General features: G+C 57.0%; 35 protein-coding genes. 13 read left to right on the top strand and 22 right to left on the bottom strand.

Features of this window, described 5'->3' with window-relative positions; all coding sequences use genetic code 11:
- Positions 1–53: 53 nt before the first annotated feature.
- The 20 genes from BFP89_RS20155 to BFP89_RS27790 all read right to left on the bottom strand — a co-directional run bounded on the left by BFP89_RS20155 (position 54) and on the right by BFP89_RS27790 (position 13,756).
- On the bottom strand, positions 54–1,250 hold the full coding sequence (locus BFP89_RS20155) for a phage major capsid protein (RefSeq protein ID WP_065887125.1): 1,197 nt from the start codon (positions 1,248–1,250) through the stop codon (positions 54–56).
- A 70-nt stretch (positions 1,251–1,320) separates the two neighbouring features.
- On the bottom strand, positions 1,321–2,184 hold the full coding sequence (locus BFP89_RS20150; protein ID WP_065887124.1) for a head maturation protease, ClpP-related: 864 nt from the start codon (positions 2,182–2,184) through the stop codon (positions 1,321–1,323).
- 2 nt (positions 2,185–2,186) lie between these two features.
- On the bottom strand, positions 2,187–3,488 hold the full coding sequence (locus BFP89_RS20145; protein WP_065887123.1) for a phage portal protein: 1,302 nt from the start codon (positions 3,486–3,488) through the stop codon (positions 2,187–2,189).
- A gap of 150 nt (positions 3,489–3,638) precedes the next feature.
- Positions 3,639–5,327 (bottom strand): terminase large subunit, encoded by a 1,689-nt coding sequence (locus tag BFP89_RS20140; RefSeq protein ID WP_065887122.1) that lies wholly within the window; start codon positions 5,325–5,327, stop codon positions 3,639–3,641.
- Positions 5,328–5,816, bottom strand: coding sequence for a terminase small subunit (locus BFP89_RS20135; RefSeq protein WP_065887121.1), 489 nt, complete (start codon positions 5,814–5,816; stop codon positions 5,328–5,330).
- Between the two features lie 153 nt (positions 5,817–5,969).
- Entirely contained in the window at positions 5,970–6,266 is a 297-nt protein-coding gene (locus tag BFP89_RS27795; RefSeq protein ID WP_370671227.1) for an HNH endonuclease, read from the bottom strand.
- Between the two features lie 220 nt (positions 6,267–6,486).
- Complete coding sequence (locus BFP89_RS20130; RefSeq protein ID WP_065887120.1) at positions 6,487–6,717, bottom strand: Acb2/Tad1 domain-containing protein; 231 nt, start codon at positions 6,715–6,717, stop codon at positions 6,487–6,489.
- Positions 6,718–6,773: 56 nt separating this feature from the next.
- Positions 6,774–6,959 (bottom strand): hypothetical protein, encoded by a 186-nt coding sequence (locus BFP89_RS20125; protein WP_065887119.1) that lies wholly within the window; start codon positions 6,957–6,959, stop codon positions 6,774–6,776.
- Positions 6,931–7,308 (bottom strand): hypothetical protein, encoded by a 378-nt coding sequence (locus BFP89_RS20120; RefSeq protein ID WP_065887118.1) that lies wholly within the window; start codon positions 7,306–7,308, stop codon positions 6,931–6,933. The genes BFP89_RS20125 and BFP89_RS20120 overlap by 29 nt, the downstream gene beginning before the upstream one ends.
- Positions 7,305–7,622: a phage holin, lambda family gene (locus tag BFP89_RS20115; RefSeq protein ID WP_065887261.1), complete on the bottom strand. Its 318-nt coding sequence runs from the start codon at positions 7,620–7,622 to the stop codon at positions 7,305–7,307. The genes BFP89_RS20120 and BFP89_RS20115 overlap by 4 nt, the downstream gene beginning before the upstream one ends.
- Positions 7,623–7,866: 244 nt before the next feature.
- A complete protein-coding gene (locus BFP89_RS20110; RefSeq protein WP_065887117.1) occupies positions 7,867–8,430 on the bottom strand; it encodes a hypothetical protein in 564 nt (187 codons plus the stop codon).
- 3 nt (positions 8,431–8,433) lie between these two features.
- Entirely contained in the window at positions 8,434–8,763 is a 330-nt protein-coding gene (locus BFP89_RS20105) for a hypothetical protein (RefSeq protein WP_065887257.1), read from the bottom strand.
- A gap of 19 nt (positions 8,764–8,782) precedes the next feature.
- Complete coding sequence (locus BFP89_RS20100; RefSeq protein ID WP_065887116.1) at positions 8,783–10,063, bottom strand: tyrosine-type recombinase/integrase; 1,281 nt, start codon at positions 10,061–10,063, stop codon at positions 8,783–8,785.
- Positions 10,060–10,473 carry a VRR-NUC domain-containing protein gene (locus BFP89_RS20095; protein ID WP_065887259.1) on the bottom strand — a complete coding sequence of 138 codons (414 nt, stop codon included), beginning with the start codon at positions 10,471–10,473 and terminating at the stop codon, positions 10,060–10,062. Before BFP89_RS20095 ends, BFP89_RS20100 begins: the two co-directional genes overlap by 4 nt.
- 14 nt (positions 10,474–10,487) lie before the next feature.
- Entirely contained in the window at positions 10,488–10,784 is a 297-nt protein-coding gene (locus BFP89_RS20090) for a DUF1364 domain-containing protein (protein ID WP_065887115.1), read from the bottom strand.
- Positions 10,781–11,467 (bottom strand): replication protein P, encoded by a 687-nt coding sequence (locus tag BFP89_RS20085; RefSeq protein WP_256097366.1) that lies wholly within the window; start codon positions 11,465–11,467, stop codon positions 10,781–10,783. Before BFP89_RS20085 ends, BFP89_RS20090 begins: the two co-directional genes overlap by 4 nt.
- Entirely contained in the window at positions 11,464–12,216 is a 753-nt protein-coding gene (locus tag BFP89_RS20080) for a DnaT-like ssDNA-binding domain-containing protein (protein WP_065887114.1), read from the bottom strand. The genes BFP89_RS20085 and BFP89_RS20080 overlap by 4 nt, the downstream gene beginning before the upstream one ends.
- Positions 12,216–12,878 carry a phage antirepressor KilAC domain-containing protein gene (locus BFP89_RS20075; protein WP_065887113.1) on the bottom strand — a complete coding sequence of 221 codons (663 nt, stop codon included), beginning with the start codon at positions 12,876–12,878 and terminating at the stop codon, positions 12,216–12,218. Before BFP89_RS20075 ends, BFP89_RS20080 begins: the two co-directional genes overlap by 1 nt.
- 318 nt (positions 12,879–13,196) lie before the next feature.
- Positions 13,197–13,559, bottom strand: a complete 363-nt coding sequence (locus BFP89_RS20070) for a hypothetical protein (protein WP_065887112.1) — start codon at positions 13,557–13,559, stop codon at positions 13,197–13,199.
- Positions 13,556–13,756 carry a Cro/CI family transcriptional regulator gene (locus BFP89_RS27790; RefSeq protein WP_083208115.1) on the bottom strand — a complete coding sequence of 67 codons (201 nt, stop codon included), beginning with the start codon at positions 13,754–13,756 and terminating at the stop codon, positions 13,556–13,558. Before BFP89_RS27790 ends, BFP89_RS20070 begins: the two co-directional genes overlap by 4 nt.
- Positions 13,757–13,865: 109 nt before the next feature.
- Between BFP89_RS27790 and BFP89_RS20065 the strand changes: the two genes are divergently transcribed.
- The 6 genes from BFP89_RS20065 to BFP89_RS20035 all read left to right on the top strand — a co-directional run bounded on the left by BFP89_RS20065 (position 13,866) and on the right by BFP89_RS20035 (position 17,894).
- On the top strand, positions 13,866–14,726 hold the full coding sequence (locus tag BFP89_RS20065) for a S24 family peptidase (protein ID WP_065887111.1): 861 nt from the start codon (positions 13,866–13,868) through the stop codon (positions 14,724–14,726).
- 6 nt (positions 14,727–14,732) lie between these two features.
- A complete protein-coding gene (locus BFP89_RS20060; protein WP_065887110.1) occupies positions 14,733–14,966 on the top strand; it encodes a hypothetical protein in 234 nt (77 codons plus the stop codon).
- Positions 14,963–15,178: a hypothetical protein gene (locus tag BFP89_RS20055; protein ID WP_065887109.1), complete on the top strand. Its 216-nt coding sequence runs from the start codon at positions 14,963–14,965 to the stop codon at positions 15,176–15,178. The genes BFP89_RS20060 and BFP89_RS20055 overlap by 4 nt, the downstream gene beginning before the upstream one ends.
- A 533-nt stretch (positions 15,179–15,711) precedes the next feature.
- A complete protein-coding gene (locus tag BFP89_RS20045; protein ID WP_176718434.1) occupies positions 15,712–16,485 on the top strand; it encodes a DUF1828 domain-containing protein in 774 nt (257 codons plus the stop codon).
- A 93-nt stretch (positions 16,486–16,578) separates the two neighbouring features.
- Positions 16,579–16,905, top strand: a complete 327-nt coding sequence (locus tag BFP89_RS20040; protein ID WP_065887107.1) for a DUF2388 domain-containing protein — start codon at positions 16,579–16,581, stop codon at positions 16,903–16,905.
- Between the two features lie 104 nt (positions 16,906–17,009).
- The gene (locus BFP89_RS20035; RefSeq protein WP_256097365.1) at positions 17,010–17,894 is read left to right on the top strand and encodes a zinc ribbon domain-containing protein; all 885 of its coding nucleotides are present in this window, start codon (positions 17,010–17,012) and stop codon (positions 17,892–17,894) included.
- A 51-nt stretch (positions 17,895–17,945) separates the two neighbouring features.
- Here BFP89_RS20035 and BFP89_RS20030 read toward each other — a convergent pair whose 3' ends face one another.
- On the bottom strand, positions 17,946–18,257 hold the full coding sequence (locus tag BFP89_RS20030; protein WP_083208121.1) for a DUF1654 domain-containing protein: 312 nt from the start codon (positions 18,255–18,257) through the stop codon (positions 17,946–17,948).
- Positions 18,258–18,642: 385 nt separating this feature from the next.
- On the opposite strand from BFP89_RS20030, the gene BFP89_RS20025 reads away from it, so the two are divergent.
- The 5 genes from BFP89_RS20025 (at position 18,643) to BFP89_RS20005 (ending at position 21,578) form a co-directional block, all read left to right on the top strand.
- Positions 18,643–19,026 carry a LuxR C-terminal-related transcriptional regulator gene (locus tag BFP89_RS20025; RefSeq protein ID WP_065887106.1) on the top strand — a complete coding sequence of 128 codons (384 nt, stop codon included), beginning with the start codon at positions 18,643–18,645 and terminating at the stop codon, positions 19,024–19,026.
- A gap of 659 nt (positions 19,027–19,685) precedes the next feature.
- A complete protein-coding gene (locus BFP89_RS20020; RefSeq protein ID WP_065887105.1) occupies positions 19,686–19,967 on the top strand; it encodes a hypothetical protein in 282 nt (93 codons plus the stop codon).
- The gene (locus BFP89_RS20015; protein ID WP_065887104.1) at positions 19,964–20,278 is read left to right on the top strand and encodes a hypothetical protein; all 315 of its coding nucleotides are present in this window, start codon (positions 19,964–19,966) and stop codon (positions 20,276–20,278) included. Before BFP89_RS20020 ends, BFP89_RS20015 begins: the two co-directional genes overlap by 4 nt.
- Positions 20,279–20,369: 91 nt before the next feature.
- A complete protein-coding gene (locus tag BFP89_RS20010; protein WP_028619156.1) occupies positions 20,370–20,717 on the top strand; it encodes a hypothetical protein in 348 nt (115 codons plus the stop codon).
- Positions 20,718–20,762: 45 nt separating this feature from the next.
- Positions 20,763–21,578 (top strand): YfdQ family protein, encoded by an 816-nt coding sequence (locus tag BFP89_RS20005; RefSeq protein ID WP_065887103.1) that lies wholly within the window; start codon positions 20,763–20,765, stop codon positions 21,576–21,578.
- Between the two features lie 64 nt (positions 21,579–21,642).
- Here the strand turns inward: BFP89_RS20005 and BFP89_RS20000 are convergent, their stop codons facing one another.
- Positions 21,643–22,380, bottom strand: a complete 738-nt coding sequence (locus BFP89_RS20000; RefSeq protein WP_083208113.1) for a RipA family octameric membrane protein — start codon at positions 22,378–22,380, stop codon at positions 21,643–21,645.
- A 107-nt stretch (positions 22,381–22,487) separates the two neighbouring features.
- Between BFP89_RS20000 and BFP89_RS19995 the strand changes: the two genes are divergently transcribed.
- Both BFP89_RS19995 and BFP89_RS19990 read left to right on the top strand, forming a co-directional pair.
- Entirely contained in the window at positions 22,488–23,048 is a 561-nt protein-coding gene (locus BFP89_RS19995; RefSeq protein WP_065887102.1) for a hypothetical protein, read from the top strand.
- A 68-nt stretch (positions 23,049–23,116) separates the two neighbouring features.
- The gene (locus BFP89_RS19990; RefSeq protein ID WP_065887101.1) at positions 23,117–23,881 is read left to right on the top strand and encodes a hypothetical protein; all 765 of its coding nucleotides are present in this window, start codon (positions 23,117–23,119) and stop codon (positions 23,879–23,881) included.
- The last annotated feature ends 56 nt before the right edge of the window (positions 23,882–23,937 follow it).

Below are 23,937 nucleotides of genomic sequence, written 5' to 3'. Positions count from 1 at the left end.
AACAATTCTCCAATCGATCCAGGCCTCCCATTGAGACCTGAACCGGTAGCAAGTTAAGGAGCAGCAACCAGAGGGCCGGTAACGAAAGCTTCTGGACGATAGACCGCGAAGGCCAATCGCTCCTCGGCCCGGATGGTGACCATGTTGTTCTCGAAGTCTTTGTCGTTCTCAGTCGAGACCAGAACCTCGATACCCATCCGATCAAAGATTTGGGCTGCAAGGCTAAAGGCTCCGGTAAGAAACTGGCCCTGAACAATTGCCTGGGTCTCAACCACCGGTAGGTTCCAAAGGCGTGGCGAGGTGCCTTCCTGCGGCTTGCCAATGATGTAGCGGTTTTCACCGTCTTTGAGCAGCTCAATTGCCGCCCAGTCAATTGGGTTGAGCACAATGCCAGTAGACGGGAACTCGGCCAGGGTGGCTTGCAGCAAGGCCAGGCGGATGCGGTCAATACGCTGCTCAGCCGCTACCGTGATGCCTGCCGGGGTCACATATGCCTGGGCCTGGGGGATGATGCCGTGCAGGTTATTGCCGGTACCGTTGCCGTAAAGCAATTGAGCCTCTTCAGCCAGCAGCAGGCCGTAACGAGCACGGGCATCGATGTAGCTTTGCAGCGCGGCGGCGTCATCCAGAATTTGCCGGCTGCCCTTGAACAAATGGGCAATAGTGCGCACGTTCGCATTTTCGAGACCAAAGGTCAGTTCGCTATAAGGCTTGGCCAAGCCCTCGCCAACGATGGCTGCGTTGTTGGTGAAGCCCGTCTCGCGGACATATTCGACGGCGTTTGCACCAGTAGTACCCGGCGCTACCAGGTCACGAATGGTGAGTCGACGCTGGGGAGCCAAAATCACACCAACCCGTTCAGCAGGAACAAGAGCTCCGCCGGAAGCTGGTGCCGAAGTAATTGCTGCGCGCGGTACCTCGACACGTCGAGAACCTCGGAAAGAACTGCTTACGCCCTCCTCCTGCATTTTGGCAGCAACCATTTGGCCGGCAGACTGCTGAGTCTCCGGCTCGTTCGGTTTGCCTGCATTGACCAGTTTCTGCTCGGCGTCCTGCATACGAGCCTGCAGCTCCCCTTGCTTGGTCAGCAGCTCATCCACCTTGGCACGGGTTTCGGCCTGCATCTCGCCGGAGGCTTTAATTTCCTTCTCGGTCCGCTCGGCGTAAGTCTTGATCTGATCGCCGACGGCTTTCAGGTCAGACTGGGTTTGCTTCTGAGACGCTTCGATTTGGGACAGATCTACTGGCATGGTTTGTTTCCTTCAAAAATGAAAAAACCGCCACTTGGGCGGTTACTAATCGGGTTGCTGACACAGTCGTCTAGCGAATGGGAAGGAGGTCCCGTAGTGCTGACGCCTGGGTTGCGGTTTCTTCAAACGCGGATACATCAAGGGCAGCGCGAGGCTTACCCGGCACGACAGCGCGAGGCGTGTCGCCGCCAGCAGCGCTAGGCATGCCGGTCTTGATTTCGGAAATCAGTTTTCGTCGCTCACTACGCGGCATCCCTGACTTGGCCAAGGCTGCATCGAGTTTGCGCGCAGCTTGCGCTTGAGCCCGGGACTCATCCGCTGTTTCTTTGACTTCTGCGGGCGAGATCAAACCAGTGGCAAAGCCTTTTTCGAGAGCCGTGGTTCCATTCAAGTAGGTTTCGGCATCGAGCATCTTCTCAACGTCATTTTCATCCTGGCCGCTCGTCTCGGCATACACACCGACCATCGCTTGGTCGAACTCCTCCATCGTATCGGCGAGCTCGCGGATCGCGTGGCGGTTACCGGCGAAATAAGTCCAGCAGTTGTGGATCATCAAGAAAGCGCTCTTGGCAATTTCCCGCTTGGCGCCGGCCATGGCAACCACCGATGCGGCAGAGGCAGCCAAGCCCAGAACTTTCGTGGTGACCTCCTGAGAATGCTCCATCAGGCGGTTGTAAATCGCGATACCCTCAAACATATCGCCACCTGGCGAGTTGATGTAAACGGTGACCGGGTTATCGCCGATGGCACGGAGCGCTGCGTCGACACGCTTTACAGTGTTGCCCTCACCCCACCAATCCTCACCAATGATTCCGTAGATAGTGATGGTGTCTGTGTCGGCCTCAAGGGCCGCTTGGATGCCTGGGTTCCACATCTCAAGTGCACGCGGCGTAATTTCACAACGCATGCTGTTCGCCTTGATTGATTTCGGCATGTTTACTCCTCGCTCTGGCCGAGCCAGCTTTTTAAGGCAGCCTGCGCGGCCTGGCCATCGGTTTTGTTGCCGAGTTGATCAATCGGCGCCAAGTTGGTTTGCACCGTGAGCACGTCGGCGTTTCCTCCGTGCCGTGGCAAATTCTCTTTAACCCTGCATTCGTCGCGGGTCATGACGCCGTTCTGGGTCATCTTGCTGTACCACTCGGCGCGCCCTGCACTGTCAGCCTTCAGGAAGGCCTCCAGCGCATACTCCGAGTAATAGGTGCGGCGCTCGACCGGTGTCAGCAGGCGCTTGTTGATACATTGCTGAATTTGGTTAGTGACCGAACTGATGCTGAACGTGAGGAATGCGATCATCTGCTGTTCAAGGCCGGTACCCCAGTTGCTGCCTGAATCCGTCTTGCCAACCATCCAGGGCGGAACACCAAACCAGCGGCAGATTTCCTCAGTGCTATAGGCCCTCGACTCCAGGAGCTGTGCATCCACAGGATTGATGCCGATCGTTTCCGGCGTGATGCCCTGTTCAAGCACGGGCGACCTGCCGGCGTTTAGGGCGCCAGACACCTGCTTGACGTAGTCACGAAACTCTTCGCGCTGCTCAGGCTTCAAAGTCCGATCGATCTTGAAAGCGACCGCGGGAAGCAAACCGTTTTTAAAGGTGCCGTTGGCAGCGTCATCAGCAGACATTGCTGACCCGAATACATCAGCACCGTAACGAATTGCCGACAGCCCCACCCGCCCATCAAGGCTGAATGCTGGAATATGCAGCATATCGGAGCGTTCAATTTTGCGACGGGGCCCTTTGCGAGGCGAATACCAATACTCAATTCTTCCATCGCCATCCAGATCCAAGTCGACCCGCGAGGGCAACAGGAAGTCCAGAGCTACAACTCGGCCACCAATTCGCAGAATTTCTGCAAAGGCATTTCCGCGCAGCAGCATTGCAGAAACCATTGCCTGCCAAAACTGGAACGCCGTCATATCCTCGTTGGGGCTGTTATGGATAACGTCATATATTGCGAAGTCACGGGCATCCTTTCTCCCGCCATCAGTATCCCGCTGATACACCCCCAGTGGTAGACCGGCTACGGAGGTGGAGATAATGCGAACGCACGCCCAAACAGCAGACAGGTGCATTGCATTATCGACCGTTACTGTCTTGCCAGAACTGGACTGCCCCCCAAGAAACTGCCCCCAGAAGCCACCATCCGTCAATTTGATCGTCTTGCCGATCCAGTCAGTGACCGAGGCGCTTGGCTTTCGCGCGGCGCTCCCAATGACTGACGAAAGAGACTTAGCCATCTGTTAGCCCCTTGCGCACGAAACCAGCGATGAGAAGTAATGCCACCGATCCCGCGAGCAGGGACCAGCCTAAACCAGCAAGAACGTAAATCCCCGCGACGGCCAGGGCGAATCCGCACAGAGCGGCGGCAACAAATACGTGCAATGGATTCATACGATTATTGGATTCCGAATGGCAGCCATGAAGTCGTCATTACCCCTGCCTTCAGGGTTCAGAGCTATCAGGGTCACGGCGTTAAATAGAGCCATCAAGGGGTCGATCTTGGCCGACCCGCTGGCTTGCTTAGTGATCAGGATTGAGTTAGCTCTGGGTTCAACCTTTGCGTTACTCACGCACCAGGCCATCATCGCCTGCCCCCCGTGCTTCATACCGCCCTCGGCCAGCTTCCGCTCTGCGGTCTTGATCGCCCCGCCGAGCTTCCAGCCTTGACTGATCGCAACGATCTTTTCCGGAGGAATTTCTCGTTCAATCATTGCGTCATAAATCGCGCCAATACCGACTGGGTCGCAGCCCACTTTGTCGAGGAGCCCGGATGCCTCTACCTGCTCTACCAGGTCAGCCACATCCGCTACGTCATCGCCAATTCGCTCAGATAGCGTCAGATTCCCGTCCTTTTCGAAATCTTTAAACCGTGGGGCTTCGGCCTTTCTCCGCTCGAGCACTGACGGGTGAGCCCAGGCATGAGTCCAGACCAACCAATCGCGTGTTCGCTTGTCACGACCTACGGCGGCAAACCCAAGAAGGTCATCAAGCCCACCGCCATCAATACCCACCGCAATCACCTCGGACATTTCGATCAGCTTGTCCAAGGTCAAAATAGGGATAGCCGCAGCAGCCCAAAAATCCGCACCAGCCCAGCGATCAGAGCGCAGCGCAAGACCGATTTCAACGTTCAAGTGCTTGGACATAAAACCAAGCACCTCGGCCTCACCCGCCTCCTCAGCCTTGCCCATTTCACGAATCAGGAATTTTTCGCTGACCGAGTAACCCATGTTGGGGTTGGTCACGTAGAAGTTCTCGGGTGAACGATGCGCTCCGGCATCAATCATCCATTTCGGAAACTCATAGATGATCGGAAGGAAGTTCGGATCAACAATCGTGCCGTCTCGCACGCCACGGGCGTACATCAGCTTTTCGCGGAAAACACCCGCCGGCGGCTGGTCCGACTGAGTCGTGAGGTAGATCACGAAACCTTCTGGCCGGGAAGCCAATCCACCCGTCGCTTCTCGAAGCATGTTCGCCGCATGTGGGTTCTTGCCGAACAGGTGCAATTCGTCGACCAGGACAACCGCAGCCTTCTTACCGCCAACTGTATTCTGGTCAGCAGCTACGACCTTTAAGGTCGCGCCCGATTCGCGGTGTGTGATCGTTCGAACATGATCCTGAACGTGCAGCAGCGCGCTCAGCTCCTCGTCGTGCTTGATCATATCCCGGGCAGGGGCATACGCATTATTGGCTACCTCAATGGTGGGCGCCAAAATGATGAACTCTGCGGACTGCCGCCAATTGCGGATCAGCACCGTAAGCATGATTGCAGCGGCAATCGTGCTTTTTGCGTTCTTCTTGCTGATGAGCAGGAAGAACTCCTTAATGAGGCGCTCACCGGTTTCAGCGTTGTATGCACCGAAAATTGCGTTTCCTAAATCATCAATCCATGGGGCGCATGACTGACTGATCAGCGGGCTGCCTGGAGCATCCACAATGCGAAGATCGCCCATGACCTGCATGCAGGCCCGGGCCTCGTCAGGAAACAGTGGCGCAAAAGGCACCAGCGACTGGCGATTTACAATTTTCGTTTCCCAATCTGGGCAACTGGTACTCCAGACGGGCTCGCTCATTTACTTCACCGATCTCAGTTGAGGTGGTGCGGCAGCACCGAACTTGCCCTTGCTCGCCGATTTCGCGGCCTGGTCCTTTTCGTCCTTCTTGCCTCCTTCGCCTTTGCGCGGATGCACGAAAGGCATCAACGCTTTGGCGGCATCAACTCTCAACTTCGGCTCGGTGCTGAAGTCGTTCATGGTGGCCAACAAGAAATCTTTAGGGTCGGAAAATGACAACACCCTGGCGGCATCAAATGAGAACGCTTCGGCGCCATCATCCAGATCAAGGGGGGCCTGTTTAGGGACATGGGCGATGGCACCGCCATTAACATTCTTGTTAACGGGGGCGCCTGCCAACGCAGCCATAACCATTGGATGCTTAGCCAGCCTAGATCCGGCGGCCGAAGCGCTGGAAGCTGCGTATCCTGCGGCTATTGCCGCGTCACGATTGGACGCACCTCTCCTAACAGCCTCGACAAATGCGCGCTGTTTAGTTGTTAACGCCATTAACAAAAAACCTGTGAGAGGGAAAAAATCTCTACATGAGATCGGGGGCGGTGTCCTGTGCAAAACCTTCCACGGTTTAGACCCGCCCCATGGGGTACTGACGTGCCACAAATACGCAAACGATATGATTTCTCATTCGCGCGCGCCGCGCGGTCAGCGCGCCTTTCCCAAACCTTCAGCTGACTCCGAAGCAGTCTTAAGCTTGTGGCAAGGGACGCAGAGCGCCTGAAGGTTCGCATCATCGTCCGTGCCGCCCCTGGCCCTGTTGAGGATGTGGTCAACCTCAAGTTGCTGAGTGATAAATCCACACGCCTGGCATGTGTAGTTGTCTCTGAGAAGAATCGCAGCACGGATTCGCCGCCATGGACGACCGCCCCGACCGGAACCCCAACCATCGACGCCTTCAGGTTCCACTGGCGAAGCGAAGGGCCGGGGCTCTGCTGCACTCATGCGAGGCTTTATGGTGGTCAGCCTGCTCATCACCAGCCCCCTGCCATCTTGGCGCCTACCGCCATACCAGCGATGAACACCAACACCACCAGCATCGAGCCGATGCTTGGGATGATCGATGCGGGCCGGGGTGTGCGCATGGTTGGTGGCAGAGGCGACGGCCGCCCGTGCCATTTAGTTGTGGGCGGTGGAAGGCGTTCAGCGTGGCGGGACAGGCACATCAGCTGAAAGGATCGGCAGGCTTGGCGATCGAGCGAACGAACCACATAAATCCCTGCTGCAAGTTCGTCTTGGCCAGTGCCAGCAGGCGCTGGTCGACGCCCTCAATCTGGCCGATCTGCTTGAACAGTTCGCCGGTGTCAGCTTCCAGCGCCTTGATGGAGTTCATGCCATCGATTTCGGACTGGTTCAGGTCGCGATAGCCGGTGATTTTCTTGTGCTGGTTGTCCATGGGTGAATCCTCATGTTGCGCACCACGATTGGGCGCATTCGAAATCGTGGCGCGGACTACTTGCTCTGGCTGCGCACGATCTGCGCATCCACCTGGTCAGCGCAGGTATCCAGCAATTTGATGGCCTTGTCCTTCAACTCCCACACATCGCCATTGATGCGAAGGTCGGCTTCGGCCTGGTCCACCCGCTCACAGGGAATCAGTTCGGGCGCTTCAATTCTTACGGCCTGGGTCTTTGTCACCACCGCCGGCTTTGCCGCGCAGGCCGTCAGGCAGAGGCTGAGCAGCCCAGTCACGAACAGGCTTGCTGTTGCGCTTGAGATTTTCAAAGTCTTTCCTCGCCTTGTCGGCTTTCTTCTCGCTGGCCCTGATGCGCTTGTTCAAGTCTTTCAGGTAGTCAGCGTTGCGCTGGGCCTCGGCCCGCAGGGTTGTGATGGTGGCCTGGCTCTCGGTGTTGGCCTTGATGGCTTCCACCTTCGCCTGGGTCTCAACGAGCTTTTCGTCCCGCAGATCCTCGACTCGCATCTGCTGGATGCCGACTAGCAACAGGCCCACTAGGGCGACGATGATTGCTACTGCGATCGCCTTCATGCTGCGTCCGCCTTTTTGCCCAGGAACCGAATGATCAGGTCACGGATCGCCGTCACGCCGATGAAGCCAATGGCACCACCAGCAGCAACCGACAAGCTCGGCGGCCACTCCATCCACTCAATGACGCTACTGGCTGACAGGCTCAAGGCCCCACACAGCAGCGCCTCGAACAAGATGCGCCAGTAGTTCGGCTCTTTGGCGTCGTACAGCACGCGCAACAGCGTGATCGTGAAGGCCATGATTGCGCCCTGCCACAGTGGGTTCGAGAGGACCAGCCAGACCTGGGCCCAGAAGTCGGGGTTTTTCTCAGGCATGTTCAAGGACATCCGGCAGTCCTCCCTTTGGGGGAGCGAATAGATCCGGCTCCAGCAGCACACCCAGCTTGGTGCGATGGGTGTGGTGGGGCCGAAAACGAAAAAGCCCCGGCAAATGCCGAGGCTCGATGAACTGTAGAAAGCAAAAGCCCCGCACAGTGGCGGGGCTCAGAATTTTTGGTCGTCTCTCATAACGCGCAAGATCGACATGATGGGGTTAATTTACGGCCAGTCGGCCAGTGGGTCAAGCGGCATCTACAAGAATTTGTTCTCTGTCGAATATCTCGGTGGCATGGATTACCGCCTGCTCTTCAATCTTCTCCAACCGCTTGTGGATTCCGCCCCTCCAGTTGCGACGCGTGCGCTCCGGCGAGCCAGCCAGGTCCCAGGTGTTCATGTCGTAGAACTCTGCAGGCAGCACGATCATGTCAGTGGAACGCTTACCAACCTGAACTCCCTTCAACTTCGGTATGGCCCAGGCAGTCAGCGCCTTATAGATGAACAGCTGAGGCGCCGGGGAAACCATGCGCGCGACCAGACGGCCAATGGCACCGACCTTGTTGGCCTTGTGGGTCGAGTACTTCGCCACCAGAACATCCCACTGCGCCGCGTCGAGCTGACGGTGCAGCAGCGCATATAAGCAGCAGTCGTAATCGAACTTGTCACGCACAGACAGCGTGCTACCCGTGCCGCCTTGGCGAAGGTCGGCGTCGATCAGCTTCTGCCAGGACTGCTTGGTGCTGTTGTCGATGTTGTCTGCTGCCAGCACCCGCACCAGGGTACCCATCACGTCGTTGTACATGGCCATGGCTCAATCCCCTGTGTAATTGGTGCCGCCGGCGCCGCGGCGGTTGTTCTGTTCGTAATAGCTGCTGACATCGGTGGACCGAACCGGCCCTGGCTGAATGCGCATACCGTTGGCCTGCTGACACGCAGCAGTGAGGGCGGTGCCCAATTGAAACACCAGATCCTGAAGCGCCAAAGCCTGGCCATCATCGAAGCGAACCCAACCGGACGCATTGCACTGAGAGCAGTCAATCTGGTGAAAAACCCCACTGACGAAGGCCTTCCCTTTGCAGGCTGGGCAAGAGGCCAGCGGGACTATTTCCTTCTTGAAGGCGGGGCCATGCTGCTTTTTCATCATTTTTAAACCTCGCCTTTTATGGTTTCTGAATTTGGCTATAGGCCGCGCCATTTAAGGCCTCGGCGCCATTGTGCGAATTTCCGTTTCTAGTCATGGTCGAGCGGTGAATCAGGTTGAAACCCTTCCCGTCTAACCAGTCGTGCCACTTGTTCAGCGCCTCACGCTTGAGCAGTTCCGCCGAGGTATGGATGTAGGTCTGCACGTTGCGGGTCATCGTGTGGTTCACCAGCATCTCGCCGATCAGGAAGTCGACGCCCAGGTCAGTCCAGCCGGTTCGGGCCACCTTGCGCAGGTCGTGACTCGTCCACTCACCCTTACCCAGGCGCGTGAACACGGCGCAGGCCTGGCTATCACTCATCGGGCCACGGATACGGGCAGGGAACAGGTAGGTGCCCTTGTAGCCCTTGGACGCCTGCCAGTCCCGGTACCGCTCCAGCAGCGCACAAACCTGATGGGTGAGCGGCAGGTGATGCTCACAGCGGGTCTTGGTGTTCTCGGTGGGAATGAACCACTCGCCCTGCTCACCCAGGGTCAGATGCGACCATTGGGCTTGCCGGGTCTCGCCGGCGCGGGTGCCGTGGCATAGCATCATCAAAGCCAACATGCAGTCCTGCGGGTGCTGATCGAAGCCGGCGGCCAGTTGGCATATGACTTCCTCGAGCTGCACCGCCCGCAAGCGAGACGGCTTCGGCTGAATGCGAGCTTTGGTGAAGTCGGTGAACTTGAACCCGGCAATGGGGTTGGCGGTGATCAGGCGCAGCTTCTCGGCCTGGCGGAAGGCGACGACCAGCACGCCCCACATCAGTCGCACGTAGGACAGCGACATTTCGGCCTGCATCGGCCACATAACCAGTTTGTCGAGCGTGGCCCGGTCAACGTCCTCCACCACCAGGGTGCCGAGCCGTGGTTTAAGATGGCATGAGATGATCGATGTGTTGGTGGAGCGGCGCTTCGCTGAGAGGCTGCGATCAACGGACTGGCGGCCAGTGAACCAGTCGAGCAGCTCGCCAACGGTGTGCAGCGTACCGGCAGCGGCGGATGCCTTGGGATCGGCGGCCAGGCGCTCGCGAATCTTAGGCAACGCGCCGACCAACCCCTTCACAGGCAGCTGAGGAAACCCGGCGATCTTGTCCCACTTGTTGCCCGTCACCAGGTACCAGGTGCCGCGCTCGCGGTTTTGATGGAAGCGAAAATACACGCCCGGGTACCGAGCATCCCGCAGGTCACGGATACCGGCGTTACCGGCCTGGCGCCGGATCTCGGCGTCGGTAAACGAGGTGAGCATTGTCTGGGTCATGCCGCAGCCCTGGTTTGTGGTTGGAGTAGGTAGGCTCGTATTGCCTCAATGGCGTCGAAGTGCCCTCGGCAGACGATTGCCAAGTAACCCTGATCGGTCAGCGCCTGCAGGTATGCGTCCTGGGCTGGCGAAACGGCGGCGTCATGCGGCGCCGTTGCCTTGAATTCGATGTACAGCCCGAAGTAACCCCCGCGGGCCATCGGCAGCACCAGGTCAGGGACGCCGGCCTTCACGCCCTGCTCTTTCAGCTTGATCGCCACCAGCTTGTGCCGGTGCCCACCGTTCGGGACGTGGTAGATCAACTTGGCGGCTGCCGGGTAGCGCAGGCTGATCTCTCTGATAAGGGCTGCCTGCTCCATGCCCTCGCGGTCAACTGGTTTTGCACGCGCGGGCTTCTGCTTGAATAGCATCAAGGCGGACGGCTTCAAAGTTTCACCTTTCCTTCGCGAATGAGGATGTCCTGGGTGCGCATGACGCCCTCGGCCAGGTACAACCGAACTTCGTCGCGACTCAATTGCACAGGCGCGCGAAGGCGACCGTCGGCGATGTCGTGGCAGTAGCCGCAGGCCCAGGCAGCCTGGAAATCATTCGGCTTCATGCCCACGCCGCAGGTGCCGCCCAGGCGATAGTGCGCCAGGACAGTGGTGGACGGTTCGCAAGAGCAGCCAGGAAACCGAACCTGGCAGTCACGATCGCGGGCCGCTTTGGTCAGGCGACTCATCGCGAACCGCCCGCTAGCTTGGCGCGAAGCTCGGCCAGAGCCCCCTTACCCACCTCGGGCGTGATTCGCCCGTCAACTTTGGCTGGCAAAGCCTTGGGCATTGGCTGAAGCGGAAGACCGTCAAGCAGGCGCCGAGTTGTTATCGTGTAGTTGCGCTCGAACAGCTTGAGGCTTAGCGCCGTTTCGAGCCTGTTCAGGTTCTCAAACCCGCACTCCTTGGCCGTGTGCCACACTGCGTCATGTGACCACTTACCCTCGCCCGCCATGCTCGGGTGAGCATTTCGCACGGCTTCGCGGTGAGCAGCCGCAAGCGATGGCAAACCGAGCATTTCGGGCGACGGCTTGCACCATTCGATGAATTGCCCCGGGCTCGGGATGAAATCGGATACCTGTTTGCGGGCCTTGATCATGCCGAACTCGATCTGTCCCTGAGTGCGGATGCCTTCGTCGAGGAACGCTTGCATCCACTGGACCTTGGCTGCGCGATAGGTCTCCTTATCGGGCCATGCTTGACGCCAAGCTGAGCGGATCAGGCGAAGCTCAGTGAACAGGTCGTTGATGGCAGATGCCATCTGGCGGCGGCCTTCGTCCTGCGGTACAGCACTTTCGTCTGCTGAGATAAATTCGCCGGCCTTGGGGTTGGCCCAAAGGCCTTGGGTCACTGCGGATACTTGCTTCATCATGACTGCACCCCGCTCTGCCAGTCCGTGCTGTCGTCATCGAATTCAGATGCAGCCGCGGGTTTCGGCCGAAACGGCGTGACGTTGCTGGCCGCAGCGCGGGTCTTGTCGTTGTTCACCCACTTGACCAGCATGCTCACCCATTCGGCCTGGGTGTTAACCTGGTGCTGAGGCTCGTAGTGGGCGGTGAAGGCCACCCTCGACTCTTCGGTAAATAACTCCAGTGCAAGGCCTCGGTGCAGCGCATACGTTTTCAGCAGCTTCTGGTCCGGTACCCAGTCGAGAGTCATCTCGCTTGGCATGCGAGGGTCGACCGCCTCGGGCGCAGAGATAGGGTTTTGATCTTCTCTTCTCTTCTCTTCTTTAGGTAACGCACCGCTAACGATAGAAGCGTTACTTTTACCGTTAGCGGCCTTGTGGTTTGCTACTCTCTTTGCCGTTAGAAGCCTGTTTTTAGCGGTCTTCCCGTTGTGCCGGTCGAAATGAGGCAGGCTTATCACACCGTCCGCTTCGATCATCCACCCGACAGATTTCATGTTCTCGCAGAAACCGATAACGCCAACCAGACGATCTAGTAACTTTTTGCTAACGCTTGGAGCGTTACCGTTTTCGGTTTGTTGGTCGAACCAGCCCCACACGCGCATCAGCTTTCCGACTACAGCATCGGGGTCGATATCTGCCAGGTCCGCGATCTGGCAGACCTCGGGCTTGTCCAGGGTGGTGAGTTCGAATTTGATCCAGTCGCCGGCCATTACGCGGCCTCCTGCAGAAGTTCAGCGAGGCGTGTCAGCCCCTTTGGAGTGATCATTGGGTCGAAGGCAGCGCGGTCGATACCGGTCTCGGGGTCAGGCTTCAATGCAGTAACCTTGTGGGTCATGTAACCGGAGGTTATGCGGGGCTGGTATGCGACCCAGCGCTTGCAGCCGTGACGGCGGAATATCCAGCGGTGCTGTTCAAGCCAGGCGAAGAGTCGAGATGGAGCCACACCAAGTTGCTTGGCGGCATCGATGATGCAGATAGCCCCGCCGGCGGCGGCAAGCCGCTTGATAGCGGCCACCTTGGGCGCCTGATCTGAAACCAATCGCTGAAGCTCTCCGTTTCTGTCGGCGAGATCGGCGGCAAGGCGCAGTGCTTCTGGCAGGGACTGAGGAATGGAGACCTGTCGTGACACGCTTTCAAGTTCGTGCAAACGTGTCACGACACGATGACGAAGAGGGACGCTATAGCCCGTCAGCAGCGTCATGACGAGGTCCGGTGGAAGCAGGTACTCGGTTTGCTTGCGGTTGGATGAGTCGAAATAGATGCATCCAAATTTGGATGCATCTAAGTTCAGCTCTGCCAAGTTGTGCTTGATGTCGCGCACGACGTGGTGATGCTGCTTTCCGGTTAGATCAGCGACCTCCCGGCTCGACATCGTTACGGTATTGCTTGGAGCGACGAGTGTGTTCATAATGGCCCCACAAGTTTTATTGCTGTTGAAAGGACCGCCCTGCCAGGCGGTTTTTTTATGCCTGCGATTCAGGCGGTATGGGTGTCCGGTGCATCCGTGGTAGCTTTCTGATTCAACTCGAAAAGGTCACGGAGACCGGACATGAAGCGTTTTAAGGAAGCTTTTGCGCGCTGGAAAGCCAAGCATTGGGACGAGCAGTACTGGTCCAGCGAAGGGCCTGGATACTCGATGGCAGGGCTTACACCGCCCCCGCTCCGTGCATTCTGGGAAAAGCACAAAGGTTTAGTTTTCAAGGCTGGCCCCTGGCTTGGCGGCCTGATCGGCGGCGCGATAATCCTGAAGCTGATTGGCTTGGCTTAACCTGCCGTCAATGACAGCGGCGCGGGCTTCATCAAGAAGCCTTAAGCGCTGATCGTCGGTCGCGGCGCGATCGAAGCTCACATGAGAGAATGGGAAGGTGTTGCGGCCATGCTTGCTTGGGCGCGCTGTTACGAGTCCCGCGACGAAGCCGAAGGCCATGGCGCCAAGAACCGCGCAAACAACCAACAATCCATTCCCCATCTCTATTCCCTTCCTATGCACTGTATGAATTAACAGCTGATCCAGAATCTCTAACCTGCCGAACTGTTTAGGTGGAAAATTCATCCCATCAAAGCGCTGCTTTGGGAGGGGAACGGTCTTACTTCTTCCGCGGTAAACGTACCGTCCGGGTGCTCTTGGACCTGAATATCCCGATCGGCGCGAAGTGCTTTTGAAATGGCAGGAGAGCTGACGCCAAGTGCCTTAGCGACAGCAGTCTGCCCAATCCTCTGTACCAGCTCTGGCAATGGCGTCTTCTTCATTTCTTGGCCTAACAAGGATGATGTGTGCTTGCGATATTAACCGCCGGTTAGAATCTAATCAACACCGGCGGTTAGCGCAAATAACTTAACCAACGGTTAAATTCTGCGAATGACCAAAAAGAAAGAGTTGTCCCCAGAGCTGAAGGCCGAGTGTGAAGCGGCAAAATCTCTTTTCGTCTCGAAGAAGAACGCGCTCGGCCTGACCCAGGCAAGCTTGGCAGAGGCGGCTGATATATCGGCCGCGGCGGTAGCCATGTATTTAAACGGAACGAATCCGCTCAACGCGAAATTCGCAGCCGTGCTGTCCAGGTTAATGGGCGTCCCGGTCGAACGGTTCAGCAAGCGTCTCGCTAATGAAATCGCGGGACTGACAAGCGTCGATCATCAAGATACTGGCCTATCAGCTTCCGAAATGGTTCGACAGATGCTTGCCGCAAAAGGGAAAGGTCTCTCAGATGTAGCTCGAGCAAGACTGCTCTCGGCTGCTGAGCAAAGCGATTCCGGTAATACCGGTCCTGTCGAATTCTCTCGCCCGGGCCAGGTCGGTGACGAGGTGTGGATTGCGCACTACGACGTGCGCGCCGCGATGGGCGGTGGACAGATCCCGCACGAATATCCTGAAATGCTCCAGGACATCAGGGTCAGCCCCAAGCATCTGCGCGACCTCGGCCTCACCTTCAAAGAACACTTCCATCTGAAGATGATCACCGGATGGGGCCAGTCGATGGCGCCGACGATCAAAGACCGCGACCCGCTGCTCGTGGACATTACGATCCGGGAGTTCACCGGCGACGGAATCTATCTCTTCTCGCACGACGACATGCTGTACGTGAAGCGCCTGCAGAAGAAAGGCAAGGACCGCTTCAAGATGATCTCGGACAACAAGCACCACGACCCAGAGGACATCCGGGTGGATGACACCCACATCCTGGCCCGGGTGCTTTATGTATGGAACGGACAACCGGTGTAACCAAAAATGGCCCTGACCCAGCCCAACCAGCAACTACGCCGCGACCTCAAGGCGATCGCATTCAACCTCAAGCAGTCCTGTGTTGACCTGGGAAAGCTTGCGGAAAAGCTCAGTGATGCTGACGCCATAGCCCTGATGGGGTTGGTGGGTACGCTCTACGAAGAGGCTGATCAATTGATGGGTTATGCGGATGAGGTAAAGAACGGCCGAATAACTCGCGCTGCGGAACAGAAAAAATGACTGCATGGCGAGAGCAGAGCTTTTGGAGCAAGTTTTGGGTCTGGGCCTGGCTGGCGTTCATGGCCGTCTTTACCAGCTACACCGGCGCGTTCTGGCTGGGTGATGGTTCATCTAATCGCAAGCGAGTCTTCAGCCCTGGCTTCGTTGTGCTCTGCGTTTTCGTGGCTGTGGTTGAGCTGATAGCGCTGAACCACTTCTACGGCCGAGGATGAGGTGAAGGCGAGAAGGATTGTGCGGGAAAGGTTTTGATTAAGCCCATAATACCAAGGAGCGGCAATGCACAAAGACACCTGGCTAGACGACTGTCGCCAATGGTGCCAGCGGATAAAGTTCCTATCTGAAGATGTAGAGTGGTCCGAAAAGCCCTCTCATAGCGGATGGCTCGAGGCCACAAGTGGCTTGCTGGATGATCGTCGCGTAACTATTCCTAACCTCTACTTCAAAGGGGAATTTCAGCCTGGGAGAATGGGAGAGCGCGTCAGCTATGGGCTCATGTACCGAGAGGGCAAGGAAAAGCGTCGCGTCTTCATGCTTGAGGTGTGGCCGGAGCATGAGCGGTCCCATAGAGAAAAAGGAATGGACATGTTCGGGCCTCATCTTCATCTTGGTGACGAGCGTTTGGCTCAAGTAACGAAAAAGGTCCGATCGTCGATCAGTGGTGCTACTGAGCGTAGATGGGTTGAGCGATTCGTACGACACGCTAGAATTATGAGCGTTAACGGTCGTTCAATATCAACTCCTTTCGATGACGATCTATTTGGGTAAGGGTATGTGCAGCATTGGATGCGGAGATTTTTTCTCAAAATCGGGGTGGCATTGCCAAACCGTCAATGTTGGTAGCGGTCCAGCTACTTACATCAGCACGCCTATAACATTGCCAGGAGGCAAGCCCCTTGATTTTTACCTGATCAAGCGAGGAAGCCATATCGAATTTACCGATGACGGGATAACCATCTTCGCGCTTCGCTCGCTTGGATACGCTCTCGGCGACAAGAGAAACTGGAAAGGTCTTGAAAATCTCGGCGTACGCCACGGTTTTGAGCTGACCAGCGCCGGAGCCTTTGAGTGCGTTTTTCCTGAGGGCGATCTCGATATCTGGGGGGCGAAGATTCTTCGGCTCATGGCGGCAATCGCTACATGGGAGGAAGACAGGTTCTCCGAGGGAGATACCGACTTCTCATTGACTGAAGAGGTCGAGATGCTGCTTCGGGCTAAAGATCCTGAAAGAAAGCTGCTCAGGAATGCGGCTCTCCGCGTTGGCAAGATCGATGTAACCTTCGATTTTCTGTGGGGAGATACCTATGTTGACGCTGTAGCCCCGGTGCAACAGTCAATCAACGCTCGGCTTAGGAAGGCCGTGATCATCAATAAATCCGAAGAGCCAGTTGATGTATTGTTCATCGTTGATGATCGGGACAAGAAACAAAAAGCCGAGGACGAAATCAATGTTCTCGGCGGGCTGTCCCCAACGATACTGTTCAGCGACTTCCAGGCACATTACAGTTCCGCTGTTCACTGACTCAAGCCCGGCCTAGCGCCGGGCTTCTTGTAACTGGCGAACGCTCTGCTCTGCTATTGTGGCGCCCTCTTGATGCAATGGAAGCAACGAAGAATGGACTCATGGAGGACCCTGGCGATCGCCCTACTGGCGTCGGTCAGCGCGCAGGCCGTATCAGGTGATGGCGCCAACCCTATCGCTGCCGCGATATTTCTCACAATTTCCGCGCCAACCATTTTAATTGGGGCGACCACATCCCTCACGACCGAGCCGCAAAAGGTTTTCAAGTCGGCGAAGGCCGACGCTCTAGCGTTCATTGGTTCGGACGGAGAGATTCGCGGCGCTCAGTTTGAGCAAGCCTCCAGGTACTACCACTCAACCAGCGCACCGCCGCTGATGTCGGACGCTCAACTGGCCCAGGCGATCGCAGCATTTCCTTGAGCCCTCTCTAGCGGCTGAACTGTCGTAATGACGCTTCCCTGCGAGTCAACGGTGGCTGTGCGCCACGAATGGTAAATTGCGGGCTCAATTACTGGAGGGATTCAATGGAACGAAAATTCAGGAATCCGGCAAACGGTCACATTGAAAGTGTTGGCGGGATGTCGTGGCTCGCGGTTGTTTTTTTCGGGATTTTCTACCTTGCCTATAAAGAGCTGTGGGGCCACTTTTTTATCTGGCTGTTGTTGGTTGGAGGCGTCACCGTTCTGACTGGCGGCCCTGGGATGTTCATCGCTGTCCCCCTGGTGACCATCGGGTATGCGATTGGCATCAACGGCATTCTGACGAACTCATATCTTCGTAAGGGCTGGGTTGAAGCATCAGGGGATTCCGCTGGTGCGAAGACTATCGACCTCCGCAACTGCCCTTTCTGCGCCGAGACCATCAAAAAGGCTGCCGTAAAGTGCAAGCATTGCGGGAGAGACATTGAGCCAGCGCGTGCCCCAAGACTGAAAAACGGATGGGTTGCATCAACCGCCTGTCATGACGAAGAAGAACAGCGACGGACAATCGAAGCCATCGCCAGCACCGGACTCCCGGTTGTTCCTATGATTGGCCTGGCCGTGGGTGCCGGCCCATTTGAAACAAAGGAAGAAGCCAACCAAGCCCTCATCACGATGCGCGACGGCACCAGGCTTTTGAGCGAGATCGTCTACAGGGATTCGGTGAGTGGCAAATATCCGCCCTTTACTGATCAGGCTCTTAAATCCGCTTTTCAAGGCTGGACGGTTCGCATAACAGCCCATCCGGGGGACTTAAGCCGGGTTGAAGGCGTGCTTGAAGACCTGGCAGTACCCGTTCTGGCGGTAGATGGGAACACAGTCATCACCGGCCCCTTTGAAAGCGAACAATCCGCTAAAACTGTTGCGGTTGAGCTTTACGACAATTATGAGATTCATTGCCACATGTATTGGGTGCCCCGCCAAACCTAACAGAAAACAGTACCCATCAAGCCCGCCACTGAGCGGGCTTTTTCATGCCCATCAGAACGGCGCCGCCTCCTCTTCCCGCTCAAACTCCGGCTCCCCCTTCCCCGCCGTCTCCACCTCCTGCTGCTCCCAACGCACCGTCACGCTGCCGTCATCATTGAGCGTCAGCTCAAGCTCGTCAGTTGCGGCGATAACGCCTAGAACCTCCTCCCATTCCCTATCCCCGTCAGTGTCCAATCGATGGATCGTCACCCAGCGCTGCGCCTGCGCCACAGGGTGGTTGATCATCGAAGACACCCTCAGAGCTAGACGCTCCATCCCGCTCATTTCTGCTTTTTTATCTTGCTTATTGTGTGCGCCACCCATCATAAACCTCCACGCCATAGCTGTATGAACATACAGTAATCCAGAGATTAACCCATCCCCCTGCAAAATAAATTAACCGCCGGTATTGACTAGATATAAACCGCCGGTTAATTTAGCTCCATCGCCGGATAACAGCCGGCCAGATGGAAGGCAGCGATGAACCGGCCTCAACGGTTCAGAGGGTTGGCAACTGACCCGGGCGTGCAGCGTAAAGCGCCAAGACTAGTTATCCAGCGGGAGAACAAGCCGAAAGGCCCGCGGCTGGAGAAATATTTTGATGGGGCCGGCGGCAGCGCCAGTAGCGGGAAGCCGGCAAGCGACACCAGAAGATTTCACGTCAGCGCCTATATCGGGCGCTTTCGGAAACCAACCGGGAGTCACATTGATGGAAGCAACAATCGTCAGCGGCGCATGGAAGGGTCATCTCGGACGCGGCCTCGCGCCCAAGGAAGTTCAGTACCTGCTGGGCACCGCCCAGGGCAAGACAGCCAAAGAGATTGCCCGCCAGTTCGACGTGGCGGCCTGCACCGTGGCCAAACGTCTCTCCTGCGCCATGTTCAAGCTCGGCGTGAACCGGCAGACAGCAGCAGTTGCCGAGGCCATGCGCCGCCAGATCATCTCGCCGATGTGCATCACCCTGGCCGCGCTGATCGCCATGCACGTAATGATCGGTGACGACGCCATGCGCCGCGATCGCCGGGCACCAGATCGGCGAACCGCACAGGTCCGAATGGTTCGACAGTCCGAGAGGCCAACCCTTACCGCATAACCGACAGCATCACCTCTGCACTTTGACGACAGGGTGCAGCAATGTGGACCGCCGTCCGTTATCCAGTTTACTGGCTGATCGAGCCTCTGCGCGACGGGCTAGTTCATCGCGCATCTGCCCCTTAAAGAAAGTTAGCTCCCATGGAAAGACGGAATCTTTGGCCTGATCGGATTCGTAATCTTGGCAAAAACTCCATAGATGTGTCCGCATGCATCACAACTCGCGACCTGAAACCAAGCATCGCCACTTCCATGTTGTTGATCGCTGTCGTGGCTGTAGATGTGCTCAAGCCCGGCGATGTTGCAGCTAGGACATTTCGGTGCAGCGACTTCCTTAGTCATTCGGTGTTGCCTCACTAGTTGTAGGGACTTGGAGGCTAGCACATCCCGATACAGACGTAACCGCGACCGGGGTCTCACGTTAGTTCAGCTCAGAGCGGAGGATTGGCAGCCATGTGAAAGCACAGATACCAGCACGGCCCCAAAGGGCTCTGCCGGCTTGTCACCTACGGAGGCGTTTGTGACAGAACGAAAGCCCGGTTTCGACCGGGCTTTTTTACGACTTGCCTTTATCCGTCAGCACCCTCCCCTGGGCCCACCGGCACACGCCAGGCGGTCAGGGTGCTGACGAATAAACGCAGCCCCACAGAGGTATCCACCATGCACGCATCAGTTCAACAGCGCGTCGACGGGGTTGCGGCCCTGCGCATGCGCTCCCGCCTTGCCACCGCCGAGTTCTACGCCATGATCGGCAAAGAGCCGCCGGCGCAGCAGGTCCGCTTCCAGATCAAGAACGTCGGCAACGCTTACCACATCGTGGAGCGCTCGACCGGCAAGGTGAAGGGCTTCCGCTGGACCTGGAAGGAAGCGAGCAACTTTGCCCAGGCCCTGGAATCAAGTGCAGACGGCGTGAAGGTAACGCTCTCGGGCGGTGCGCAATGATCGGCGAACCAATGCCGGACCCACGGCGCTCGATCATCGACGATTTGAACCAACAGCTGGACGCGTTCTTCGGCGCCGGTAAGTCAGTGCAAGTGATCCCGTCGGGCGTCAGCGCAGACGCGCCGTTCTTCGGCACCAACTCCCACCAGGTGAAGCTTCGGGCCGAACGCGACAAGCTCTCCCCCGCCGTGCGCGCTGAAGCCGACAAGGGGGTTGTAGCCAGCGTGGCCGCAAAGAACCTGCGCACGCACGTCAAGCGCGTGACGCTGATCGCCGAGGAAAACGGCTTCAGGTTCGCCGAGAAGCCATGAAGCGCATCAACAACCAGGTGCGCCAGCGCCTTCGTCAATCGCAATTCACCCTTCCACCCAGCGGCCTTATGGCCAGTCCGGAGAAGCAGCCATGTCCACAGCCACAGATACAGCCGAGTTTCTTGAAGAACTCAACGGCGGCGCCTTCGCCAGCCAGATCGGTCACGCCATTTCCGAAGTAGCCGCTGGTGTGGTTGACCACGGCAAGGCCGGCAAGCTGGTGATCACCTTGGATTTCAGCCAGATCGGCGAATCGCACCAGGTGAAGATCAAGCACAAGCTCGACTACAAGGTGCCAACCAAACGAGGCACCCGAAGCGAGAACACCAGCCTCGACACCCCCATGCACGTGGGCACCGGCGGCCGCGTGACTCTCTTCGCGGAAAAGCATGACCAGCTGTTCAGCCGCGACGACGCGCCAATCCCAAAGCGGACCTAATCGACCCCGTCGTACCCTTCCTCCCGCAATCCAAGGAAATAACCGATGTCACTTACCAAAGAAGCACTCCAGCTTATCAACGCCAACGCCTTGGACGCCGCCGGCAAGAAGCTTGATACGCTGATTCCTACCGTGGTCCTATCGGATGACGCCAAGATCATCGATTTGGAGAAGTTCCAGGCCGGCCGCAGTCGCTTCCGGGGCACCTACAGCACCCACTCGCTGGCAGACTTCAGCGCCTATGTGGTTGAGCGTGCAGATCTCGGAGCGCGCGGCTTCATTGATCAGGACGCGATGAGCTGTGTCCTGCTGTTCAACCTGGGCACTGCCGACGTACCTGGGCACGCCGATGACCGCGCCGTTCTCAAGCTTAAGCCAACCGCGGGCTATATCGCCGCGCAAAGCATCGGCGGGCGCGGCATCAGTCAAAAGGATTTGAGCGACTGGATCGAAGACTGGCACCAGTACCTCACCCCGGTTGACGAGGCAGGCAACTCCATCCCGGTAGCCAAGGCCATTGCCGCCGTGCGCACCATCACCATCAAGGCTTCCAGCGAATCGGAAACAACCGTGGGTGAGACCAGCGCCAGCCGTAGCGCGATGGATCAGATCGAAGCGCGCAGTAAAGAAACGCTGCCGGTGTCTCTGCATTTCAGCACGATCCCATTCGAAGGACTGACCGAGCAAGTCATCACCCTTCGGCTGTCGGTCATCACCAGCGGCGCGCAACCTGTCCTGAAACTGCGCTGGGTGGGCGAGGAAGTCCAGCGCGAAGACATCGCACAGGAATTCAAGTCCGTGCTGCAGGAAAAAATCGGCGAGGCCGCCGTCTTGTCGCTCGGCGCGTTCGATCCAAAGTGAAAAATAGGTGGCTCTCATTCTGAGTGCCACCTACAACTCACCATCCACGTGGATAGAAAGCAAACTAAACAGGCTCCTTAGATTGAAATCCAACAATAAAATCAAAAACACCCATATTTAACCCATCAAACCTAACAGTGCATACAAGCAAGAAAAGCCATATAGCAGACAAAAACAAGCCGGCATATATTGGTATTCGACTGGAAGAAAATTTCTGCATAATGAATTTATTCATAAAGAATGCATCAGGCCTACTCTCCACGATACTTTTCATAATTAGATCCTTATTTGTATCCTCTTGAAACAAATGAACCAAGAGAGCTCTATTCTCAAGCTTTGCTTCTAGGTCCTTATCTAAAACAATGCTCCGCTTCGTTAGTTGCCCCCGCAAGACCCTATGATACTGCGTGATTTTTGTCATTGCTTGTTCAGATCGCTGGGTGTTTATTTCCCAGTGAACCTGCCAGTACTTCGCCCCGGCTGCCATGCATGCTTGAAGTATTGATATCCCCAGCCCAGCCAAACATATTAAAAAGCTCACAACTGGAATCTGTCCTGAAGACTGACATATGCCAGCTAGCAAAACGCCTTGAAAAATCATAAAGAAGTTATTTCGTTGCACGAGTTGAGAAATCTCAAAATTTCTTAACTCAATGCAAAGCTTGTAGATCGCCTTCCATGCAGCTAAATCGCCTACAGCAGCAGTAACTGCATGCTCAGCCGCCTTTTGTTCTTCAATTCCTGAGAGCTTTTTCTTGGAACGCTTAGGTAAAAGCGTGCGCACATCTACTTCTTCACTCACCGAACTACTCCCTAAACCGGCTCCATGCCGGTCACCCGTAATACCCCAACCCAAACCAAATTGCCACCACCGGCCACCGGGGGGCGGCGCCTGACTGGAGATAGTCCATGAGCAACTACATGTACAAGACCACCGACCCTGCCGTGGTTGCGGCGGTCATCGCCTGGGAAACCAAGCGCAAAGAGTGGGACGCCCAGCGCGCCAAACTTGGCCAGGTGTTCGGGGGTGCGGCCTCGCCGATGCGGTCAGGTAATCGAAGCTACGTCGGCGGCGTGAAGATCAGTTATAGCCACGAACTAGACGTGCACTGGTGCCGCCCCGACCAGTACGACTACCGTGCCCTGCGTTCAAGCGCCAAGCAGGCGAAAGGAACACCAAAGAAAGCGCGCGCCGCCCAGGTCGTCGAGCATGAGCGCCTTTCGGCACTGTGGAAGGAGCATTGCCCCGCCAGTATCGACATGGACGAGGTATGGGAGGCGATCGGCCTGAACCCCGGCGCGCTGTGGATGTGCGGCGGTGTGTTCTTGGAGTTGGACGGGGTCGTGTACCTGAACCTCGGCCTACGTCTTGAGGATGGAAACGAGAACATCGAGGGCGCCGCCGAAATTCTGGGTAGCGAATTTGAAGCCGCACGCCAGCGAGTGCTGGGACAGCGCCAGGCCGCGTAAACCGTCCAGCCTGCCGGTCACTTCAATACCCCATATCAACGAATCACGCCAGCCGGCGAGGATGCCTTATGCATGTCTTGTTCTGCAGTTACGGAAATGACTCCATCGCCCTGATCCAGTGGGCGCATGAGCGCGGGCTGAAGGATGTGACCTGCCTCTACTCCGACACTGGCTGGTCCGCAAGCTGGTGGAACGAACGTGTAGCCAGGGGTGAGGCGCTGGCTCATGGCTACGGGTTCGCCACGGCCCGCACGAAGTCGGAGGGGATGCTTGAACTAGTCAAGCGGAAACGTGGATGGCCAGGCGCCGGCGGACAAGGCCAATTCTGTACCGCAGAGTTAAAAGTGATCCCAGCATTGGGTTGGCTCAATTCCAACGATCCAGACAAAGAGGCCACGGCAATGACCGGCGTGAGGCGCTGCGAGAGTAGGCACCGTTCGGACGCAGAGGAACACATCATGGAATCAGAGCGACATGGCGGCCGGGAACTATGGCAGCCCCTAGTGCGGCACGACAATGCGATGCGTGACGCCCTACTCCATCGTGCAGGTTTCGAGGTGCTACCTCACCGGTCGCTTGAGTGCTACCCGTGCATCAACGCGAATATCGACGACATCAGGTTGCTTTCCGAGGACCGGATAAAATTGATAGACATGACCGAGAGAGACCTGGGCCTCACCAAGAAAGGAAAGCCTCGAGTGATGTTTCGCACAGCGCGCAGGAAAGGTGCCGTTGGCATCCGCGCGGTTGTGTCGTGGGCCGCCGCGCCCAGGCCGCGCGATCAGATGGAAATGTTCCAAGCCGAGTGCGACTCTGGCTATTGCGGCGGATGAGCAAGACACCATCAGATGAGCAACCATCCCGGGCATTCATTTAAAGATGTCCGCCG

This window comes from Pseudomonas sp. 31 R 17 (genome assembly GCF_900004915.1).
Lineage (GTDB): Bacteria > Pseudomonadota > Gammaproteobacteria > Pseudomonadales > Pseudomonadaceae > Aquipseudomonas > Aquipseudomonas orientalis_A.
This window is presented reverse-complemented; position numbering and strand designations above follow the sequence as displayed.